This window comes from Ancylobacter sonchi (genome assembly GCF_018390695.1).
Taxonomy (GTDB): Bacteria; Pseudomonadota; Alphaproteobacteria; order Rhizobiales; family Xanthobacteraceae; genus Ancylobacter; species Ancylobacter sonchi.
On record NZ_JAHBGF010000036.1, the window covers coordinates 72,867 to 92,328 of the forward strand.

The 19,462-nt window shown below is 68.5% G+C and carries 19 protein-coding genes; 5 read left to right on the forward strand and 14 right to left on the reverse strand.

What is annotated here, in order from left to right; genetic code table 11:
- Positions 1-7 precede the first annotated feature (7 nt).
- The 6 genes from KHC28_RS21155 to rpoZ all read right to left on the reverse strand — a co-directional run bounded on the left by KHC28_RS21155 (position 8) and on the right by rpoZ (position 5,400).
- Complete coding sequence (locus KHC28_RS21155; RefSeq protein ID WP_214010364.1) at positions 8-799, reverse strand: pyridoxine 5'-phosphate synthase; 792 nt, start codon at positions 797-799, stop codon at positions 8-10.
- Positions 796-1,389 (reverse strand): orotate phosphoribosyltransferase, encoded by a 594-nt coding sequence (pyrE, locus tag KHC28_RS21160; RefSeq protein WP_214010365.1) that lies wholly within the window; start codon positions 1,387-1,389, stop codon positions 796-798. The genes KHC28_RS21155 and pyrE overlap by 4 nt, the downstream gene beginning before the upstream one ends.
- Before the next feature lie 84 nt (positions 1,390-1,473).
- Positions 1,474-2,289 (reverse strand): transglutaminase-like domain-containing protein, encoded by an 816-nt coding sequence (locus KHC28_RS21165; protein ID WP_246565081.1) that lies wholly within the window; start codon positions 2,287-2,289, stop codon positions 1,474-1,476.
- A gap of 59 nt (positions 2,290-2,348) precedes the next feature.
- Positions 2,349-2,525 (reverse strand): hypothetical protein, encoded by a 177-nt coding sequence (locus KHC28_RS21170; protein WP_214010367.1) that lies wholly within the window; start codon positions 2,523-2,525, stop codon positions 2,349-2,351.
- A gap of 97 nt (positions 2,526-2,622) precedes the next feature.
- Positions 2,623-4,842, reverse strand: a complete 2,220-nt coding sequence (locus KHC28_RS21175; RefSeq protein WP_214010368.1) for a RelA/SpoT family protein — start codon at positions 4,840-4,842, stop codon at positions 2,623-2,625.
- A gap of 165 nt (positions 4,843-5,007) precedes the next feature.
- Positions 5,008-5,400 carry a DNA-directed RNA polymerase subunit omega gene (rpoZ, locus tag KHC28_RS21180; RefSeq protein ID WP_214010369.1) on the reverse strand — a complete coding sequence of 131 codons (393 nt, stop codon included), beginning with the start codon at positions 5,398-5,400 and terminating at the stop codon, positions 5,008-5,010.
- A 233-nt stretch (positions 5,401-5,633) separates the two neighbouring features.
- Between rpoZ and KHC28_RS21185 the strand changes: the two genes are divergently transcribed.
- Positions 5,634-6,257, forward strand: coding sequence for a LabA-like NYN domain-containing protein (locus KHC28_RS21185; RefSeq protein ID WP_214010370.1), 624 nt, complete (start codon positions 5,634-5,636; stop codon positions 6,255-6,257).
- On the forward strand, positions 6,257-6,919 hold the full coding sequence (locus KHC28_RS21190; protein WP_214010371.1) for a uracil-DNA glycosylase: 663 nt from the start codon (positions 6,257-6,259) through the stop codon (positions 6,917-6,919). Before KHC28_RS21185 ends, KHC28_RS21190 begins: the two co-directional genes overlap by 1 nt.
- Here the strand turns inward: KHC28_RS21190 and epmA are convergent, their stop codons facing one another.
- On the reverse strand, positions 6,920-7,966 hold the full coding sequence (gene epmA, locus KHC28_RS21195) for an EF-P lysine aminoacylase EpmA (RefSeq protein ID WP_214010859.1): 1,047 nt from the start codon (positions 7,964-7,966) through the stop codon (positions 6,920-6,922).
- Positions 7,967-8,140: 174 nt separating this feature from the next.
- Here epmA and efp point away from each other — a divergent pair, with 174 nt between their 5' ends.
- Positions 8,141-8,710 (forward strand): elongation factor P, encoded by a 570-nt coding sequence (efp, locus tag KHC28_RS21200; RefSeq protein WP_214010372.1) that lies wholly within the window; start codon positions 8,141-8,143, stop codon positions 8,708-8,710.
- A 97-nt stretch (positions 8,711-8,807) separates the two neighbouring features.
- Here the strand turns inward: efp and smpB are convergent, their stop codons facing one another.
- Entirely contained in the window at positions 8,808-9,284 is a 477-nt protein-coding gene (smpB, locus tag KHC28_RS21205) for an SsrA-binding protein SmpB (RefSeq protein WP_214010373.1), read from the reverse strand.
- Positions 9,285-9,430: 146 nt separating this feature from the next.
- Positions 9,431-10,321 (reverse strand): 4-hydroxy-tetrahydrodipicolinate synthase, encoded by an 891-nt coding sequence (gene dapA, locus KHC28_RS21210; protein ID WP_214010374.1) that lies wholly within the window; start codon positions 10,319-10,321, stop codon positions 9,431-9,433.
- 355 nt (positions 10,322-10,676) lie between these two features.
- Here dapA and KHC28_RS21215 point away from each other — a divergent pair, with 355 nt between their 5' ends.
- Positions 10,677-12,953 (forward strand): lytic transglycosylase domain-containing protein, encoded by a 2,277-nt coding sequence (locus KHC28_RS21215; RefSeq protein WP_214010375.1) that lies wholly within the window; start codon positions 10,677-10,679, stop codon positions 12,951-12,953.
- A gap of 137 nt (positions 12,954-13,090) precedes the next feature.
- Here the strand turns inward: KHC28_RS21215 and KHC28_RS21220 are convergent, their stop codons facing one another.
- From KHC28_RS21220 to KHC28_RS21235, 4 genes are all read right to left on the reverse strand, one after another.
- The gene (locus KHC28_RS21220) at positions 13,091-13,240 is read right to left on the reverse strand and encodes a hypothetical protein (protein WP_214010376.1); all 150 of its coding nucleotides are present in this window, start codon (positions 13,238-13,240) and stop codon (positions 13,091-13,093) included.
- 5 nt (positions 13,241-13,245) lie between these two features.
- The gene (locus KHC28_RS21225) at positions 13,246-15,351 is read right to left on the reverse strand and encodes an OmpA family protein (protein ID WP_312893297.1); all 2,106 of its coding nucleotides are present in this window, start codon (positions 15,349-15,351) and stop codon (positions 13,246-13,248) included.
- A 126-nt stretch (positions 15,352-15,477) separates the two neighbouring features.
- The gene (locus KHC28_RS21230; protein WP_214010377.1) at positions 15,478-16,737 is read right to left on the reverse strand and encodes an aminopeptidase; all 1,260 of its coding nucleotides are present in this window, start codon (positions 16,735-16,737) and stop codon (positions 15,478-15,480) included.
- Between the two features lie 140 nt (positions 16,738-16,877).
- Complete coding sequence (locus tag KHC28_RS21235; protein WP_214010378.1) at positions 16,878-17,513, reverse strand: nucleoside 2-deoxyribosyltransferase; 636 nt, start codon at positions 17,511-17,513, stop codon at positions 16,878-16,880.
- A 234-nt stretch (positions 17,514-17,747) separates the two neighbouring features.
- Between KHC28_RS21235 and KHC28_RS21240 the strand changes: the two genes are divergently transcribed.
- A complete protein-coding gene (locus tag KHC28_RS21240; protein ID WP_214010379.1) occupies positions 17,748-18,665 on the forward strand; it encodes a hypothetical protein in 918 nt (305 codons plus the stop codon).
- Positions 18,666-18,686: 21 nt separating this feature from the next.
- On the opposite strand, the gene KHC28_RS21245 is transcribed toward KHC28_RS21240, so the two are convergent.
- Positions 18,687-19,451, reverse strand: a complete 765-nt coding sequence (locus tag KHC28_RS21245) for an aldolase/citrate lyase family protein (protein WP_214010380.1) — start codon at positions 19,449-19,451, stop codon at positions 18,687-18,689.
- Positions 19,452-19,462 lie beyond the last annotated feature (11 nt).

Consider the following 19,462-nt stretch of genomic DNA (forward strand, 5'->3'; position numbering starts at 1 on the left):
TTCCACCTCAGGCCGCCTTGCCGGCGCGCAACTGCGCCCGGCCGCGCGCCATCGCGGCGCGCATGCGGCGGATTGCCGTCTCCAGCCCTTCGAAGATCGCTTCGCCGATCAGGAAATGGCCAATATTGAGCTCGCGCACATGGCCATTGGCGGCGATGATCTCGGCGGTCTCGTAGTCGAGGCCGTGACCGGCATGGACTTCGAGCCCGAGCATCGTCGCCTGCTCCGCCGCGCGGGTGAGCCGCTCCAGCTCGGCGGTGGCCTCCTCGCGGTGGCCGGCGACGCGATGGTCGCACCAGGCGCCGGTATGCAGCTCGATCACGGCGGCGCCGATATCGGCGGCGCGCACGATCTGGTCGGCATCCGGGGCGATGAACAGCGACACCCGAATCCCGGCGGCCGCCAGCCGCTCCACGCGGTGCGCGAGGTCGATGCCGCCACCTACGACGTCGAGTCCGCCCTCGGTGGTGCGTTCCTCGCGCCGCTCCGGCACCAGGCAGCAGGCATGCGGCCGCAGTTCCGTGGCGATGGCGACCATCTCGTGCGTCGCCGCCATCTCGAAATTGAGCGGAATGGTCAGCGTCTCGCGCAGGCGGCGCATGTCGTCGTCGCGAATGTGGCGACGGTCCTCGCGCAGATGCGCGGTGATGCCGTCGGCGCCCGCGGCAGCGGCGAGCGCCGCGGCCCGCAGCGGATCGGGCAACGCACCGCCGCGCGCATTGCGCACCGTCGCGACGTGGTCGATGTTCACGCCCAGCCGGATCGGCGGCACCGTGACGAGAGCGGCGGCGCTGCTCATGCCTTCGCTCCCTGGATGCCGCGGCTGCCCGGCTTCACCGCCGGCAGGGCGGCGAGTTCGGGCGGCAGCTTGTCCGGCTCGTAATTGGGAATGTCGAGGCTGACCAGCGTCACCAGCGGCACACCGAGATCGGCCTTGCCGCCGGAGCGATCGATCAGGCAGGCGGCACCGACGATCGTGCCCGGGTGATGGGCGATGGAGGCGAGGCATTCGCGCGACGACAGGCCGGTGGTGACGATGTCCTCCACCATCAGCACCCGCGCGCCCTCGGGAATGGCGAAGCCGCGCCGCAGCACGAACTGGCCGTCCTCGCGCTCGACAAACACCGCCTTGGCGCCGAGATGGCGGGCGGTCTCGTAGCCGGGGATGATGCCGCCCATGGCGGGCGAGACGACATAGTCGATCGGGCCGAAGGCCGCCTGCGCCTTCTCGGCCAGCGCCCGGCACAGACGCTCGGTGCGGGCGGGATCCATGAAGATGAACATCTTCTGCAGGAACACCGAGCTGCGCAGCCCGGAGGAGAGGATGAAATGTCCCTCGAGCAGGGCGCCAGCGGCGCGGAACTCGGCGAGGACCTCGTCTTGGGTCATGGCGGCAAACCGATCGAATGATTGAACCGGCGGGTGATAGCCCATCCGCCGGTCCACGTCACGTCGCTCGCATCGCTGTGCGCCTCAGGCAGCGACCGGTTCGGCCACCGCCATCTCGTCGGTCCACACCTCGAAGCTGGAGAGCTGGTGCGGCCCGAAGGTGCAGATGATCGGCACGTCGGTAGCGTCGCGCCCGCGCGCCATCACCACCCTTCCGGTGCGCGGCACGTTGTGGCGGGCATCGAAACTGTACCAGCGGCCGTCGAGATAGGCCTCGAACCAGGCGCTGAAATCCATCGGCGCCGGGTCGCGCGGCACGCCGATATCGCCGAGATAGCCCGTGCAGTAGCGCGCCGGAATGTTCATCGCCCGGCACAGGGTGATCGCCAGATGCGCGAAGTCGCGGCAGACGCCATGCTTCTGCGCCATCACGCCGGCGGCCGAGCGGGTGCAATCGGCATGCGGATAGCCGAACTCGATATGGTCGTGCACGAAGTCGCAAATGGCCTGCACCCGCGCCCAGCCCTCCGGCACATGGCCAAAGCGCGTCCACGCCTCGCCGGCGAGCAGGTCGGTCTCGCAGTAGCGGCTGCCGAGCAGGAACACCATCACCTCCTCGGGCAACTCGTCGAGCGGCGACTGCCGGGCGGCGACGTTGACCACATCGATGGTACCGGGGTCGTGGATGACGCCGTGATGCTCGATCTCGGTGCGTCCGGCCGGCAGCACGGCACGCCGGCGCACATTGCCGAACATGTCGAGCGACATCGCGTTGGACAGCGTGCTATGCGCGCCGCCACGCAGGAACATCGGCGACTGCACGATGATGTCCCGGTGGCGGGAGCTGTGAATGTCGACGGCGAACGTCGCCGGTGTCGGATTGGCGCAATCCAGCGCCATCCGAAATCCATATCGGATCCGCATACTTGTTCAATCCTGTCTCGAGGGGCGCGGCCGCCTCAGCGGGAGGCACGGCCATGGCGGGAGCGAACCCGCACGGAAACCAGCTCGGCGCGGCCGACAAGCGCGTCGACGCGGCCGATGGCCTCCAGAGCGCCGTTGCCCAAGGTACGGCCGCCCAGCTGCTTGATGAAACCGGCGACGATACGCAACGCGCTGTGAACGACATCCACCATCAACGCCTCCTCCATCGCCCGGCCGGTTCGGCCTGTTCGAGGCGACAACGCGATGGGGGCGCCGGGGTTCCGGCGCGACGGCAGGTTGGCGGGCGCGTCAGCCGTTAACGCGCTCGACGCTGGACACGACCGGCCGCGAGCGCAGGTCGGAGAGGATGCCGTTGAGATGGCGCAGGTCGTAGACGCCGATGTCGATCACCATGCGGGTGAAATCCGGCGACCGCGAGGACATGTTGAGGTTCTCGATGTTGCCGTCGCGCTCGCCGATCACCTGGGCGATCTGGCCGAGCGAGCCCGGCTCGTTGGTTGCGACCACCACGATCTGCACCGGGAAGCGCTGCGGATCGCCCTCGTCGACGTCCCAGCGCACGTCGAGCCAGCGCTCCGGCTCCTCCTCGAAATCCTGCAGCGCCGGCGACTGGATCGGGTAGATGGTGATCCCCTCGCCCGGCGTCATGATGCCGACGATGCGGTCTCCCGGCACCGCGCCGCCATTGGGCGCGAAGCGCACCGGCAGCTCGCCGTTTATGCCGCGGATTGGGATGGCGGTCTTGGGGTCGGGCGCGATCTCCACGCCGGGGATCTTGAACTTCAGGCTCTGGCCGCGCTCCAGCTCGAACCAGCCCTCGCCCTTCGGCGCCTGCTTTTCCTCCGGCCGCGGCCCGGTCCATTCCGGATAGAGCGCCTTGACGACGTCGTCGGCCCGCATCTCGCCGAGACCGACCGCCGCATAGACTTCCTCGGTCGTCGTGCGGGCGAGCCGCCCGACCGAGCCGGCCAGCTTCTCGTCCGAGAACGCCTTGCCGGCCCGCGCCATCGCCCGCTCCACCATGCGGCGGCCGAGCCCGGCATATTGCGCGCGCACCGCGACGCGGGTGGCCCGGCGGATCGCCGCGCGCGCCTTGCCGGTGACGACGATGGATTCCCAGGCGGCCGGCGGCGTCGCGCTCGGCGAGGTGATGATCTCCACCTCGTCGCCATTGTGCAGGCGCGACACCAGCGGCGAGACCTTGCCGTTGATCTTGGCGCCGATCGCCATGTTGCCGACCCCGGTATGCACGGCATAGGCGAAGTCGATCGGCGTCGCCCCGCGCGGCAGCGCGATCAGCCGGCCCTTGGGGGTGAAACAGAACACCTGGTCGTGGAACAGCTCGAGCTTGGTGTGCTCGAGGAACTCCTCCGGGCTCGACCCCTCCGCGAGCAGCTCGATGGTGCGGCGCAGCCATGCATAGGCGTTGGAATCGCGTGTGAGCAGGTCCTCTCCCGCCGGCACCGGTTCGCCATCCTTGTCCTTGTAGATGGCATGCGCGGCGATGCCGTATTCGGCGATCTCGTGCATCTGCCTTGTGCGGATCTGCAGCTCGACGCGCTGGCGGCCGGGGCCAACCACCGTGGTGTGTATCGAACGGTAATCGTTCTGCTTCGGGGTCGAGATGTAGTCCTTGAAGCGGCCTGGCACCACGCGCCACTTGGTGTGCACCACGCCGAGCGCCGCGTAGCATTCCGCCACCGAGCCCACCAGCAGGCGGAAGCCATAGATGTCGGAGAGCTGCTCGAAGGCGACGGACTTCTGCTCCATCTTGCGCCAGATGGAATAGGGCCGCTTCTCGCGTCCCTTCACCGTGGCGTTGACGCCCTTCTGGCTCAGCGCGTCGGTCAGTTCCCGCTCGATCGCCGCGACCAGCTCGCCATTGTGGTCCTTCAGCGCGTTCAGCCGGCCGAGGATGGATTCGTAGGCCTCGGGCGACAGCTGGCGGAACGACAAATCCTCCAGCTCCTCGCGCATGTCCTGCATGCCCATGCGCCCGGCGAGCGGCGCATAGATGTCCAGCGTCTCCTGCGCGACGCGGTTCCGCTTTTCCTCCGGCACCCATTTCAGGGTGCGCATGTTGTGCAGCCGGTCGGCCAGCTTGACCAGCAGCACGCGCACGTCGTCGGCGATGGCGAGCAGCAGCTTGCGCAGGTTTTCCGCCTGCTTGGCCTGCTTGGAGACGAGGTCGAGCTTCTTGATCTTGGTCAGGCCCTCGACCAGCGCGCCGATCTGCGGACCGAACCACTTGTCGATCTCGTCGCGGGTGGCGTCGGTATCCTCGATGGTGTCGTGCAGCAGCGCCGCCACGATGGTGGCGTCGTCGAGCTTGAGGTCGGTGAGGATGGCCGCGACTTCGAGCGGGTGCGAGAAATAGGGGTCGCCGGAGGCGCGCTTCTGCGTGCCGTGCGCACGCATGGCATAGACATAGGCGCGATCGAGCAGCGCCTCGTCGGTATTGGGATTATACCGGCGCACGCGCTCGACGAGCTCGTACTGCCGCATCATGACAGGATCTCGCGAGGGGAACGACCCGTCCGTTCCTGACGGCTAGATATGTCCGCGGGCAAGGTCAGCGCAAGCGCCGCAGCGGAAATTCCGCCGTAAAAGCAGCAGCCCGGCACGAGGCCGGGCTGCAAAGGAAAGATCGAAGCTCTTTCGGAAGAGAAGGCCTCAGCCTTCCTCGTCGTCGCTCGGCTCCGGCGGCACCAAGCCCTGGAGGCCGGCCAGCAGCTCTTCCTCGGTCATGCGGTCGAGCATGACGTCGGGATCGTCCGCGCCGCCCTCGCTGCCGCCCGAGGCGATCATCGGAACCGTCTCGGCCTCCGGCTCGTCGACCTCGGTGAATTTCTGCAACGAGTGGATGAGGTCTTCCTTCAGATCCTCCGGCGAGATGGTCTCGTCGGCGATCTCGCGAAGGGCGACGACCGGATTCTTGTCGTTGTCGCGATCGACGGTGATCGGCGAACCCGACGCGATCATGCGCGCGCGGTGGCCGGCCAGAAGGACGAGTTCGAAGCGATTGTCGACCTTGTCGATGCAATCCTCGACGGTGACGCGAGCCATGCTCCGGCACTCCTGTGGGTTAATTCGGAAAGCGCTGCCATATCGCATGCCCGGCGGCAGGGCAAGCGATCCGCCGGATGGTTCCATCACAATCGTGACTTTAGATCGGCATCCGGAACGATTTCACCGCGCATGCGCGCAAAATTGCGCTATGAATCGTTACGGGGCGGAAAGTCAGTTTCGCAAGCGGTCGGCGGAGCTTCATTTGGACGTATTTTCAGGTAAACGCCGTAATGGTTCAACCCATGGAAAAGATTGCCTTATTTATTGATGGCGCCAATCTCTATTCAGCAACGAAGTCCCTTGGTTTCGATATTGATTACAAGCGGCTTCTCAAGGAATTTCAGAGCCATGGATACGTATTGAGGGCATTTTATTACACAACCCTCGTCGAAGATAATGAGTACTCTTCAATCCGCCCGCTGCTAGACTGGCTGGATTACAATGGGTATTCGGTGGTAACCAAGCCGGCACGGGAATTCACCGACAACCAGGGACGTCGGCGGGTGCGTGGCAATATGGACATCGAGCTCGCCGTCAATGCGATGGAGCTCGCGGCCCATGTCGATCACATCGTGCTGTTCTCCGGCGACGGCGATTTCCGTTCGCTGGTCGAAGCGGTGCAGCGCAAAGGCGTGCGGGTGAGCGTGGTCTCCAGCGTCAACACGCAGCCTCCGATGATCGCCGACGAACTGCGTCGCCAGGCCGATACCTTCATCGACCTCGTCGACCTCCAGGCGCGCATCGGCCGCGATCCGAACGAGCGGGCCGGCCGCATGAGCGAGCCTCCCCGCTTCATGGAGCGGCGTGGTCCGGCACCGAGCGTCGGCGGCGACGAAGAGCTCGCCAACCGGTGATGGTGCGCGCAGTAGCGACCGCGCCGGTGGCGGAGCCGGCGCGGGACTGCCCGCTATGCCCTCGACTCGTGGCGTTCCGCGAGCAGTGGCGTGCGGCCGAGCCCGGCTGGCACAATGCCCCGGTGCCGTCCTTCGGGCCGGAAGACGGCCGGCTTTTGATCGTCGGGCTGGCCCCCGGGGTGCGTGGCGCCAACCGCACCGGCCGCCCCTTCACCGGCGACTATGCCGGCGAACTGCTCTACGACACGCTGATCCGCTTCGGCTTCGCCACCGGCAGGTTCGAGGCGCGTCCCGACGACACGCTGCGGCTGAAAGACGCGCGCCTCACCAATGCCGTGCGCTGCGTGCCGCCGGAGAACAAGCCGACCACCGAGGAAATGCGCCGGTGCCGCCCCTTCCTCGCCGCCACCATCGCCCAGCTGCCGAATCTTGGCGCCATCGTCGCGCTTGGCAAGATCGCGCATGACCAGGTGCTGGCCGCGCATGGCGAGAAGCTGTCGCACCACAAATTCGCGCATGGCGCGGTGCACAGGCTCGGCAATGTGGTGCTGTTCGACAGCTATCACTGCTCCCGCTACAACACGAATACCGGCGTGCTGACCCCGGAAATGTTCCGCACCGTCTTCGCCGCCGTGCGGGCGCATGTCGACGCCCTCGCCTGATCAGGGCGCGACGGGCGCCCACAGCACGTCCTCGATGCGCCGCGCGCCGGTCGCCAGCAGCACCAGCCGGTCGAGCCCGAGCGCGATGCCGGACGCTTCCGGCATCCGCGCCAGCGCGGCGAGGAAATCCTCGTCGATCGGGTAGCGCTCGCCATAGAGCCGCTGCTTCTCGTCCATCCAGCCGACGAAGCGCCGCCGCTGCTCCTCGGCGTCTGTGAGCTCGCCAAAGGCATTGGCGAGCTCGACGCCGCAGACATAGAGCTCGAACCGCTCCGCTACGCGCGGATCGCCGGGCTTGGGCCGGGCGAGCGCCGCTTCGCTGATCGGGTACTCGCACAGGATGGTCGGGCGGCCGATGCCGAGGAACGGCTCGATCTTCTCCACCATCACCCGGGTGAAGACATCGGCCCAGACATCGTCCGGCGCAACGCGGATGCCCGCCCGCCGCGCCGCCTGCCACAGCGCGTCGCGATCCGTCGTCCCAGCCGCGTCGAGGGTGGCGAGCAGGTCGATGCCGGCGAAGCGCGCGAACGCCTCCGCCACCGTCAGGCGCTCGGGCTCCAGCCGGACATCGGCGAGATGCGCTCCGTGGCGGAATACATCCGCTCCCACCGCAACCGCCACCGCGCCCAGCAGCGCCGCGCAGTCGTCCATCAGCGCCGCATAGTCCTGTCGTGCCCGGTACCATTCGAGCATGGTGAACTCGGGGTGATGCAGCGCCGTCCGCTCGCCATTGCGGAACACCCGGGCGACGGTGAACAGCCGCTCCTCGCCGGCCGCCAGCAGCTTCTTGGCCGTGAACTCCGGCGAAGTGTGGAGATAGCGGGTGGAGGCGGTCCCGTCCGGCGCCACCAGTTGCGTCGCGAAGGCGTGCAGGTGCGTCTCGTTGCCGGGCGAGACCTGGAGGATCGGCGTCTCCACCTCGATGAAGTCGCGTTCGTCGAAGAACGCCCGCACGGCGGCGAGGATGCGCTGGCGTCCGATCAGGAAGGGCCGGCGGTCGGCATGGACGTCCGGCGACCACCAGGGCGAGAGCGCGGGCGGCATCCCGGACGAGGGCTCGGTTTTCGGCATCGGACGGCTCCGTCATTCACGCGAAGAAAGGACTTCGCCGCCGTGGGGTTGGCGGCGGGCGGTCGCGCTTGTATAGGAACCGCCCGAAGGAATCCCGGTCAGCGCCTGTTCATCCCGTGCGGCGCACCCAACAGCCAGAGGACCGCAATGGTCAAGGTCATCGCCAGCACGCTGCGCAAGGGCGCCGTGGTCGACATCGACGGCAAGCTCTATGTCGTGCTCACCGCCGACAATATCCATCCCGGCAAGGGCACGCCGGTCACCCAGCTGGACATGCGCCGCATCTCCGACGGCGTGAAGATCTCCGAGCGCTACCGCACCACCGAGCAGGTGGAGCGCGCCCATGTCGAGGATCGCCCCCACACCTTCCTCTATTCGGATGGCGAGGGCTTCCACTTCATGAACCCGGAGAATTACGACCAGGTGGCCGTGCCTCCGGACGTGGTCGGCGACCAGGCCCCCTATCTGCAGGAAGGCATGCAGGTCATGCTGAAGTTGCATGAGGGCAACGGCATCGCCATCGAACTGCCGCAGCGCGTGACGCTGGAAGTGGTCGAGACCGAGCCGGTGGTGAAGGGCCAGACGGCCTCCTCCTCCTACAAGCCGGCAATGCTGTCCAACGGCGTGCGCTCGGCTGTCCCGCCGCATGTCGGCGTCGGCACCCGCATCGTCGTCATGACCGCCGACGGCTCCTATGTCGAGCGCGCCAAGGACTGAGCCTTCGCTCGTCCCACGCGAATGAAAAAGGCCCGGGCATTCCCCGGGCCTTTTGCTTTTCAGCGGCGCCTTTGCCGGCCGCGAAGCTCTTGCTGGCTCAGCTCCGGTCGCGCATCAGGCGCTGCTTGTCGCGCGCCCAATCCTTTTCCTTCGCCGCCTCGCGCTTGTCATGCGCCTTGCGGCCCCGGGCGATGGCGATCTCGACCTTGGCGCGGCCCTGCTCATTGAAGTAGATGCGCAGCGGCACCACCGTCATGCCCTCGCGCTCCACCGCCTGCCACAGCTTGGAGATCTCGCGCATGTGCAGCAGGAGCTTCCGGGGCCGGCGCGGCTCGTGGTTGAAACGGTTAGCCTGCAGATATTCCGGAATGAAGGTGTTGTAGATGATCGCCTCGCCGGACTTCGCCGAGACATAGCTCTCCGCCACGGTGGCCTTGCCGCTGCGCAGGCTCTTCACCTCGGTGCCGGTCAGGGCGATGCCGGCCTCGAACACCTCGCCGATGTCGTAGTCGAAGCGGGCGCGGCGGTTCTCGGCCACGACTTTGCGGGGAACGGTCTTTTTCTTTTCTGTCATCTCGCTCAGCTCCGTGCCGGGGCCGGAGCCCTTCCAGGTCGGACGTCGCCGCCCGGCGGATCAGGAAAGGCTCCAGCCGAGACCCGAGCCGAGACCTGCCACGCGCCGTGACGGCGCATGGCGCGGGCTCAGTGCTCCGGCCGGCGTCAGTTGATCAGTCCCGCATGGGTCATGGCAGCGCGGACGATCTCCTTCGTCTTGTCGCTCACCGGCACCATCGGCAGGCGCGCTTCGTCGGCGATCTTGCCGAGCACGCTCAGCGCATATTTGGTGGGGCTCGGGTTGGTTTCAACGAACAGCGCCTGGAACAGCGGGAACAGCCGGTCCTGCAAGGTCAGCGCCGCGCGGAAATCGCCGGCGAGGCAGGCGTTCTGCAACTGCGAGCACAGCTTCGGCGCCACGTTGGAGGCGACCGAGATGCAGCCGTCTCCGCCATGCGCCATGAAAGCGAGGGCGGTGGCGTCCTCGCCGGACAGCTGGTTGAAGGACGGACCCATGGCCTGGCGCTGCTGGCTGACCCGGGCGAGATTGGCGGTGGCGTCCTTCACGCCGACGATGTTCGGCAGTTCGAACAACCGGGCCATGGTCTCCACCGACATGTCGACCACGGACCGGCCGGGAATGTTGTAGATGATGATCGGCAGGCCGACGGCGTCGTTGATCGCCTTGTAGTGCTGGTACAGGCCTTCCTGGCTCGGCTTGTTGTAGTAGGGCGTGACCACGAGCGCCGCATCCGCCCCCGCCTTCTCGGCGTGGCGGGCGAGGTCGATCGCCTCGACGGTGTTGTTGGAGCCGGCGCCGGCGATCACCGGCACCCGGCCGGCCGCCTGCGCGACGGTCCATTCCACCACGCGCTTGTGCTCGTCATGGGTCACGGTCGGGCTCTCGCCGGTCGTCCCCACCGGGACGAGGCCGTGCGTGCCTTCGTCGATCTGCCAGTCGACCAGGCCGCGCAGCGCTTTCTCGTCGAGCGCACCATCGCGGAACGGCGTCACGAGAGCCGTAAAGGAACCACGAAAGGGCGGCGTATGAGGCATGGCGCGCTCCTGGAATTTTCTGAATCATTGGCGCCCGGCGCAACGTCTGCACCGGCAAAGGGGCTTTCAGATATCGCGTCGGCGGGTCGCGCGAAAGGGGTGTCGTGCCGGGAAGCGCCGATCTTCCTTGGCAAAGTTGCGGCTTTGCGGCACGTTGCCTTGGTTTCGCCGGGTAAGCAGGCAACAAGGTCGGCCGTTGACGCAGATCACGTGCCGCCGATCACAATGCGCGTGAACGGCTGTTGGTTAGCACTTCGTCAACGAGATCGCGAGACAACTAAAACGGACGCGGGCCGGAAGACGGCTTCGTGTGCGTCGCGTGGGCGACGTCTGTTTTTGGGGAGTGCGTGAACCGATGAGCCTCGAACCGCGTCGCCGTTGCGGCTTCATCCTGCCGGTTGTGGCCAGCCTCCTGCTCGCGGCGACCGCTCCCTTCGTCTCGGCTCACGGCGCCACGCCGACCCCGCCGCAGAAGCCCAAGGCTGCCGCCAAGACCACGGCCAAGACCGCGACCGCACCCAAGCCCCCGGCCAAGCCGGCCGCCAAGGGCAAGGCGACGGCGGCGGCCAAGCCCGCCCCTGCCCCCAAGCCCGCGGCGAAGCCGGCCGCCACCGCGGCGAAGAAGCCGGAAATCGCCGTGCCGGCATCGGCAAATTCCTTTGTCGCGGCCTCCGCCACCGCCGGCGCCGCCTCCTTCCTGTCGCCGGCCTTTGCCGGAACGCCGGGCTTCTCGCCCGATCTGAAGCAGGCGATCGCACTGGTCGAGCAGGGCAACGCCACCGACGCTCTCGCCATGGCAGACCGCATGCGCGACCCCGGCTCGCAGGCGCTGGTGCGCTGGCTCGCCCTGCGCGTGACCGCCCGCGGCGTCGGCTACGATCAGGCGGTGGCGATCCTGCGCGCCCATCCGACCCTGCCGACACCGATCGTGCTGCGCCGGCGACTTGAATTTCTGCTCTATGCCGAGAACAAGGATCCGGCGACCATCACCGCCTTCTTCGCCGAACAGCGCCCCTATTCCGGCGAAGGCAAGATCGCCCTCGCCCGCGCCCTGTTCGCCGGCGGCGACCAGGGCAACGGCGCCGCCTGGCTGCGCGATGCCTGGCGCAACGATCCGCTGTCGTCGGATACCGAGGCCACCGTCATCGCGGAATTCGGCGGGGTGCTGTCGCGCGCCGACCACAAGTACCGCGCCGACAAGATGCTCTACAACGAGGACGCCGAGCGCGGCCTGCGGGCCGCCGCCCGCGCCGGCGCCGACGTCACCGCGCTCGCCAAGGCGCGCGTCGCTTTGTTCAACAAGTCGGCCGGCGACCCTGCCAAGCTGCTTGCGGCCGTGCCGGGCTCGCTTCGGTCGGATCCGGCCTATCTCTACGCGCTGGCCAAGATCCAGCGCCGCGCCGGCGACGATGCCGCCGCCGCCCGTACCCTGTCGGCGGCGCCGAGGGACCCGAACCTGCTCATCGACCCCGACGAATGGTGGGTCGAGCGGCGCCTGGTCTCGCGCGAGCTGCTCGATGCCGGCGACGCCCGCACCGCCTACAAGATCGCCGCCGAGACGGTGACGCCGGACAACGAGCACTACATCGCCGACGCCCAATTCACCGCCGGCTGGATCGCGCTGCGCTTTCTTGGCGATGCCCGCACCGCCCAGCAATATTTCGCCCGCATCCCGCAGGGACAGACCCATCCCGCCACTCTCGCGCGCGGCTTCTATTGGCAGGGCCGCGCTTTGGAGGCGGCCGGCAACACCGGCAGCGCCCGCGCCCAGTACGAGACCGCCGCCGGCTATAATTCGGCCTATTACGGCCAGCTGGCGCGCGCCCGTCTCGGCCGGCCGGACTTCTCCGTGCGCGGCGCCCCGGCGGCCAGCGCCGCCCAGCGCGCCGCCTTCGCCCGCGACGAGGGCGTGCAGATCTTCAAGCTGCTGCAGAAGCTCGACAAGACGGCGCTCACGGTGGCGCTCGCCCACGACCTCGCCGAGCGCCTGCCCGACCCCGCCTCCGTCGGCATGCTCGCCGAGGTCGCGCGGGCCGATGGCGATGCCCGCACCATGACGGTGATCGGCAAGGTCGCGCTTTCGCGCGGCATGCCGCTGGAAGCCGAAGCGTTCCCGACCATCGGCGTGCCGCGCTACCAGCCGATCGCGCAGGATGTCGACCGCGCGCTGGTCTTCGCCATCACCCGCCAGGAGAGCATGTTCAATTCCTCGGCGGTGTCGAGCGCCGGCGCGGCCGGGCTGATGCAGGTGATGCCGGCCACCGGCCGCACCATCGCCAACCGCACCGGCGCCCGGCTCGATCCCGCACAGCTGCGCAGCAATCCCACGGTGAACGTGCAGTTCGGCGCCGCCGAATTGCGGGCGCTGCTCGACAACTACCAGAACAACTACGTGCTCACCTTCGCCGGCTACAATGCCGGGCGCGGCAACGTCGCCAAATGGATCGCCCAGTATGGCGACCCGCGCGACCCGAGCGTCGATCCCATCGACTGGGTCGAGCGCATCCCCTTCTCCGAGACCCGCAACTATGTGCAGCGGGTGATGGAGAACGCCCAGGTCTACAAGTCCCGCTTCGGCTCGCGCGGCAGCCTGCAGATCGAGGCGGATCTGCGCGGCTCGCGGGTGGACTGAGCACGTCTGGAGCGCCGCCGGAACAACCGGCGGCGGCTCTCAGCCCCGGCGCAACGTACGCCGCAGCCAGCAGCCGGCAGCACAGCCGACCACATAGGCGACGAACAGCAGCAGCGCGGTATCGGCGGCGAACCCCGTCACGGCTTGGCTCCCAGCTCGGCGTCCACGCCATTATCCGCCGCCGCGCGGCTGCGGCGCGGCGCGCAGCCGCAGAACCAGCCGGTCAGCAGGCCGATGGCCGCCGCGCCGAGCACATAGGGCCAGAGTTCCAGCGCCAGAAACGTCATGGCCGTCACCTCACGATCAGCAGGATGCCGCCGTCCGCCCCGGCGCGGCTGGCCGACTGCGCCGCCAGCGTGCCGAGCGGCCCGACCCACAGGCGCTCCGGCGCGATGCCGGCGGCGGCGAGATAGTCGATCACCGCCCGCGCCCGCGCGGCCGCCTGATCGGAATTGATGTCGGCATGGGCGACGCTGATCTCGATGGCGACGTCGGGACAGCCGGTCGCCGTCGCCGCCACCCGGTCGAGCAGCCCATAGCTCACCGGATCGAGGCGAACACCGCCCTCGGCGAACACGATGCTGCCCCGCTCCAGCAGCGCGGTGACGGCCTGGCGGCAGGCGTCGCGGTCGAGCGTCTCGCGGGGCGGCAGCACGTCGAGACTGGCCTCGACCGAGAAGCCCGCCGGCGCCTCCTTCTGCAGGCTCTCGCCGATCGCGGTCGCCGCTGCGCTGTGGAAGGCCGTGCCGGTGAGCCGCAGCTTGCGGTCGTCGAAGCGCACTTCGCCGGCATCGAGGCGGGAAAGCTCGCGCAGCGCCAGCCGCGCGGCGGCCTCGAAACCGTCCGGCGCGCCCTGCGCCAGCGCCGAGACGTCGTTGACCGTCAATCCGGGAAAGTAGCGTTTGACCGCGGCGGTGATCTGCTCATGCGCCTGCGGCGTCGGGTAGAAGCCGGAAATGGTGAGCCCCTCCCCGTCCTTGCGCATGCCGAACACATAGGGCGCCACCACCGGCGGACGGACGTCGCTCTGCAGGGAGAAGCCCTTGGGCACCGATTGCGACAGCGCGGCGCTGACCGCCAGATAGGCGGCCGAATCCACCGCCTCGCCGGAAATGGTGAGCGTGGTGGCGAGGCCGCGCACCGAGCCCGCGCGCAACCGCGCCAATTGGGCGATGCCGAAGGCGGTGGCGCTCGCCCACGCCTCGGCCGGCGGGCCGCCGGCGGCGATGCGCATCTCATCGCTGACCGGCAGGCCGGGGAAACCGGCGCGCACCGCGTCGAGGGCGAGCTTCTTGGCATTCTCGGACGGCGCGAAACCGGTCAGCCGCAGCCCGCTCGCGCCGTTCAGCACGCCCCAGATGAAGGGCGAGACGGTCGGCGGCTCCACAGCGAAGCGGGTGAGCGTGTAGCCCTCGGGCAGGTTGCGCCGCGCCCCGGCGAGCGCGTCATAGGAGGCGAAATCCGGCGCCGTGCCCTCGATCGAGATCGTCATTCCCGACAGCGCGACCTTGCCGTCCGGCAACCGCCCGAGCTGGTCGAGTGCGAAGGCCACCGCCTTCAGCCAGCCTTGCGTCGGCGGCGAGCCGTCGGCGAGGCGCAGCTGGTCGGAGATCGCCGCCCCCGGCACGGCGCTGCGCACGAGATCGAGCAAAGCGCGGCGCGCGTCGCCAAGCGGGATGTAGCCGGAGAGCTTCACCCCATCCTGCTCGCGCTCGGCCGACCAGACGAAGGGCGCCACCGCCGGCGGCAGCACGGCGAAGCGGGCAAGGTCGAAATCCGCCGGCAACTCGCTGCGCACCGTCACTTCCAGCGCGTCATAGGTGGCGAAATCCGGTGCCCGCCCCTCGATGGAGAAGGAATTGTCGGCGATCGTCACCCGGCCGGACGGCATTTTCGCCAGCTGCTGGATGCCGAAGATCACCACCCCGGCGAAGTCGCCTGCCGGCACGCCGCGCGCCCGCGTCAGCTCCTTGTCGCCGGTGACCACCACGCCGGGCGCCATTTGCGCCGCCGCCTCGACGATGCGTTTGCGCGCCCAGCGCGAGGGTACATAGCCGGAGAGATGCAGCTTGGAGCCGTCGCGCACCACCGAGAAGGTGAAGGGCCGGCGCTCCGGCAGCAGCGTGGTACGGTCCTCGATGCTGCGCACGCCGGACAACGCGGCCAGCTCGGTACGGACCTTGACCCGCGCCTCCTCGGAGAGCGCCTCGCCTTCCAGCTTGGCGTCGCGGCCGTCGAAGCTCGCATGCGCCCAGGATTCACCGATATTGACCAGCAGCGCCTCGGCCCGTTGCGTCAGGTCCTGCTCGGCGGGAGCGCGCGCAAACACCACCGCCGCCACGATAAGCAGCGCCAGGGCGGGCAAGCCCTTCCACCAGGCAAGCCAGCGACACCTCACGATACGTCTCCCGATCCGCGCGAGTTCCCCCTATAGCCCCCGCGCCGCACGACTTCAGCACAGTTCGTCGACATCAGGAAGCCGCACTCCGGCGACGGCGCACGCCGACCGGCACACGGACGGCGCTCATGCCCATTCGCCCTGCCGCATCACCGGCTCGGCGGAACCGTCGGCGGCGATGCCGTCGACGTCGACCTCGCCCGAACCGATCATCCAGTCAATGTGGATGAGGCTCGAATTGGCGCCACGCGCCGCCAGCTGTTCGGGCGACAGGTCGGCGCCGTTGACGAAGCACTTGGAATAGGACTGGCCGAGCGCGATGTGGCTGGCGGCGTTCTCGTCATAGAGCGTGTTGAAGAACAGAAGACCGCTCTTGGAGATCGGCGAGGAATGCGGCACCAGCGCCACCTCGCCGAGCCGGCGCGAGCCCTCGTCGGTGTCGAGCACCTTGGAGAGGACATCGAGCCCGCTGGCGGCCTGCGCCTCGACGATCCGCCCTTCCTCGAAGCGCACCCGGATGTCCTTGATCAGCGTGCCCTGATAGGAGAGCGGCTTGGTGCTCGCCACATGGCCGCTGACACGCAGCTTGTGGGGAGTGGTGAAGACTTCCTCGGTCGGGATGTTGGCGTTGCAGACCACGCCGTTCTTGGCGACCGACGCCCCGCCGGCCCATTCATGCTCGTCGGCGAGCCCGACGGTAAGATCGGTGCCCGGCCCGCGAAAGCGCAGCGCCGCGTAGCGCTTGTCGTTCAGCAGCGCGGTCCGCTTGTTCAGCTCTTCGTTGTGCGCCTCCCAGGCGGCGACCGGGTCGGGCGTGTCGACCCGCGAGGCGGCGAAGATGGCGTGCCACAGCTTGGCGACCGCGATGTCCTCCGGGTCGTCCGGGAACATCGCCTTGGCCCAGGCGGGAGAGGCATAGGAGACGATGGTCCAGTTGATGTCGAAGCCGGCGATCAGTGACAGCGCCGGCATATAGGCCTTGGAACGGGCGCGGTTGGCGCGGGACACCTTCTCGGCGTCCTCATGCGCCAGCAGCGACGGGTTCTCGCCGGCGATGGCGAGGCGGGCGGCCCCACCCTTGAAGGCATTGGCCATGCCCTCGTAGAGCCAGCCGGAGGCGGTGTCGAAACTGGAATCCGACGCGTTGCGGAAGCGCATCAGCGTCGCCTCCTCGTCGGAGAACAGCGTCGTCACCAGCGTCGCACCCGCCTTGTAGGCGTGCTCCGTGATGCGTCGCACCAGCGGCAGCGCGTCGAGCGAGGCGGTGATCACCAGTTCCTGCCCCGGCTTCAGGCCGAGGCCGACCTCGACCGCCACCCGCCCGAGCCGGTCGAGCCGCTCCTCATGCGAAAGGGTCTCGGGGGGAATGCCTGCATGCCTGGTCATCATGGTCTCCAGATTGGCGCGAAGCTGCCGCCTATCAGCCGGCATCAAGGAACCTGCGGCGCCCTCCGTCAAGACCATCCGCCGCGCTGCCGCAAGGCCAGACGCAACTCTTTGGTCCGCGAAGCCTGCATCCGCCCCCTTCAGCGGCCGGCCAGCCAGTCGACGAGCCAGCCGGCGGCCAGCGCCGCGGCGAAGCTCACCGCCAGCGCCACCATTACCATGATACGGGTATCGCGGTGAATCGCCCGGTGGCGCGCCTCGTCCCGCCGGGCGCCCACTGAGGCCGCCAGCGCCACTGTGGCGGCCGCGATCGCCTCCTGCGGCGAGGCTAACACCTTCTGCCCGTCGCGGACGATCATCAGGTTCTCCGGCTTGGCGAAGTCCTCGATGAGATAGCCCGCGGCATCGCGCCCCGCGCCTTGGCTGGGATCGGCGACGATCCGCCGGGCGAGGTCGCGGCCATCCTCCGACCACAGGAACACCGGCAGGCTCAGCGCCTCGGCATAGCCGATCTCGAAGGCGGTGCCGGGATCCATATGCGCGCCGCGAAACGGGCTGATATTGGCCACCACCGCGTCGGCGCGGCGGATCAGCGCGATGCAGTGATCCCGGATGTCGTCGGCGCTTGCCGGCGCCTCGCCTTCCTGCAACGGATAGAGCCCGGTGGCGCCGTGGCCGGCGCAGACCGTCTTCAGCCGCTCGCCCTCCGCCAGCGCGTCGGGCCGGAACACCTCGGGACCGGCAAGATACAGGCTCGGCCGCCACGGATCGGGCATGGAAGCTCCTCGAAGCGGATGTCGGTTCGTCGCGCGGACGTCGGGACGCAACCGGTTCGTCCTATATGCCAGAGGCCGGCCCGGCAATCGCACCGGCGCGTGCGCCATACTCGTCGATCCCTCCCATGCGGCAGTAGCGCTTACCCCGCACCGTCAATTCGGCTACATGCAGGAAAGGCTGGTGCAAGACCGGCCGGCCCCAACCGGGCCGCTCCGCTCACGGGAGACTGGAGAATGACAGACAAACGCGAGCCCTCCTTCGATACCAGCAACGGCAATGGCCCCGCGCCGACCGAAGCGCCACGCCCTGCACCGGCGGAGGCGGCACGCCCCGCAGCGGCTTCGCCGCCCTCCCCGCCACGCCCGGCGCCGCCCAAGGCCGGCCGCACCCCGCCGGAGGATCCGGCGGCGTTCCAGCGCTGGATCGAGATCGAGAAGCTCAAGGTGGAGCTGAAACGGCTCGAACTGGAGCAGCAGCATCTGCAGACGGCGACCGAGCCGGCCTCGCACCTGCTCGCCTATGTCACGCTGGCGCTGATCGCCGCCATTGCCGGCCTGCTCATCTATGTGGTGATGACGCTGGTGCCGCTGCGCGAGGAGGTGGCGCGGCTGCGGACGGCACAGCTGGCCGCGCCTACCACGACGACCGAGGCGGCGTCCGCCGCCTCGCCGCAGATCGCCCAGGCTCCGGCGGCGGAACCACCGGCTGCGGCGGCGCCGGACGCGGCACCCGCTGCGCAAGCCACTGACACGACCCCGAATTCCGAACCGGCCGCCGCGCCGCCGGCACCGGCCACGGCGGAAGCACCGGCCCCCGAGCCCGCGGCGGCAGAACCGGCACCGCCACCCGCCGTCACCTATACGGTGCGGATCTTCGCCACCGCCTCCATCGACAAGGCGAAGCTGGAGCGCTTCGCCAATGTCGCCAAGGCGGCGGGGTTCAATGTCGACGTCTCGGCGGCGGAGGTGTTCCAGCCGCTGCGCAACGCGCTGTCCTACCACCCCGGCGTCGGCGACGCCGCGAACCGGCTCGCCCGCGCGCTGCAGGCGAAATATCCCGGCATCAATCTCGATTCCAAGGCCTCGCCCTCGATCAACGACATCGCCAAGAACGTGTTGATTCTCAACATCATGGACGATGCGGTAAACTGATCGGCGGCGAACCGATGCCGCTCACAGCTTGAAGCGCTTCTTCAAGGCTTCCGAGCCGCGCGCCAGCAGGCCGACATCGGAGCCGACGGCGGTGAACAGGCACCCGGCCTCGATGTAGCGCTTGGCCAGCGTCTCGTCGCCGGTGAGGATACCGGCGCGGTTGCCGGCCTGACCGATGCGGCCGATGAGCTGGACGATGAGATCGACGACATAGGCATTGCCCTGGTCGCCGAGATAGCCGATGGCGGCGGACAGATCGCCCGGCCCGATGAACACGCCGTCGACGCCCGGCACCGCGGCGATCGCCTCCAGATTCTCCATGCCGCGCTTGGATTCGATCTGCACCAGCACGCAGATCTCCTCCTGGGCGCGGGCGTAATAGTCCTTCACCCGGCCGAAGCGGGATGAGCGGGCGCTCGCCGCGAAGCCGCGAATGCCCTCCGGCGGGTAGCGGGTGGCCGCCACCGCCGCCGCCGCGTCCTCGGCCGTCTCCACCATCGGCAGCAGGAAGCTCTGCACGCCGGCATCGAGGAAGCGCTTGATCCACACCGGATCGTTCACCGGCGGGCGCACGATCGGCTGCACCCGGTTCTCCATGCACGCCTGCAGCTGGCACAGCACCATCGGCAGCTCGTTGGCCGAGTGCTCGGTATCGATCAGCAGCCAGTCATAGCCGGAGCCGGCGAGGATCTCGACGCTCACATGGCTGGCAAGGCTGCACCACAGGCCGATCTGCTGCTCACCGGCATAGAGGCCGCGCTTGAAGTGGTTGGCGGGCAGTTCCACGGAAGAAATCC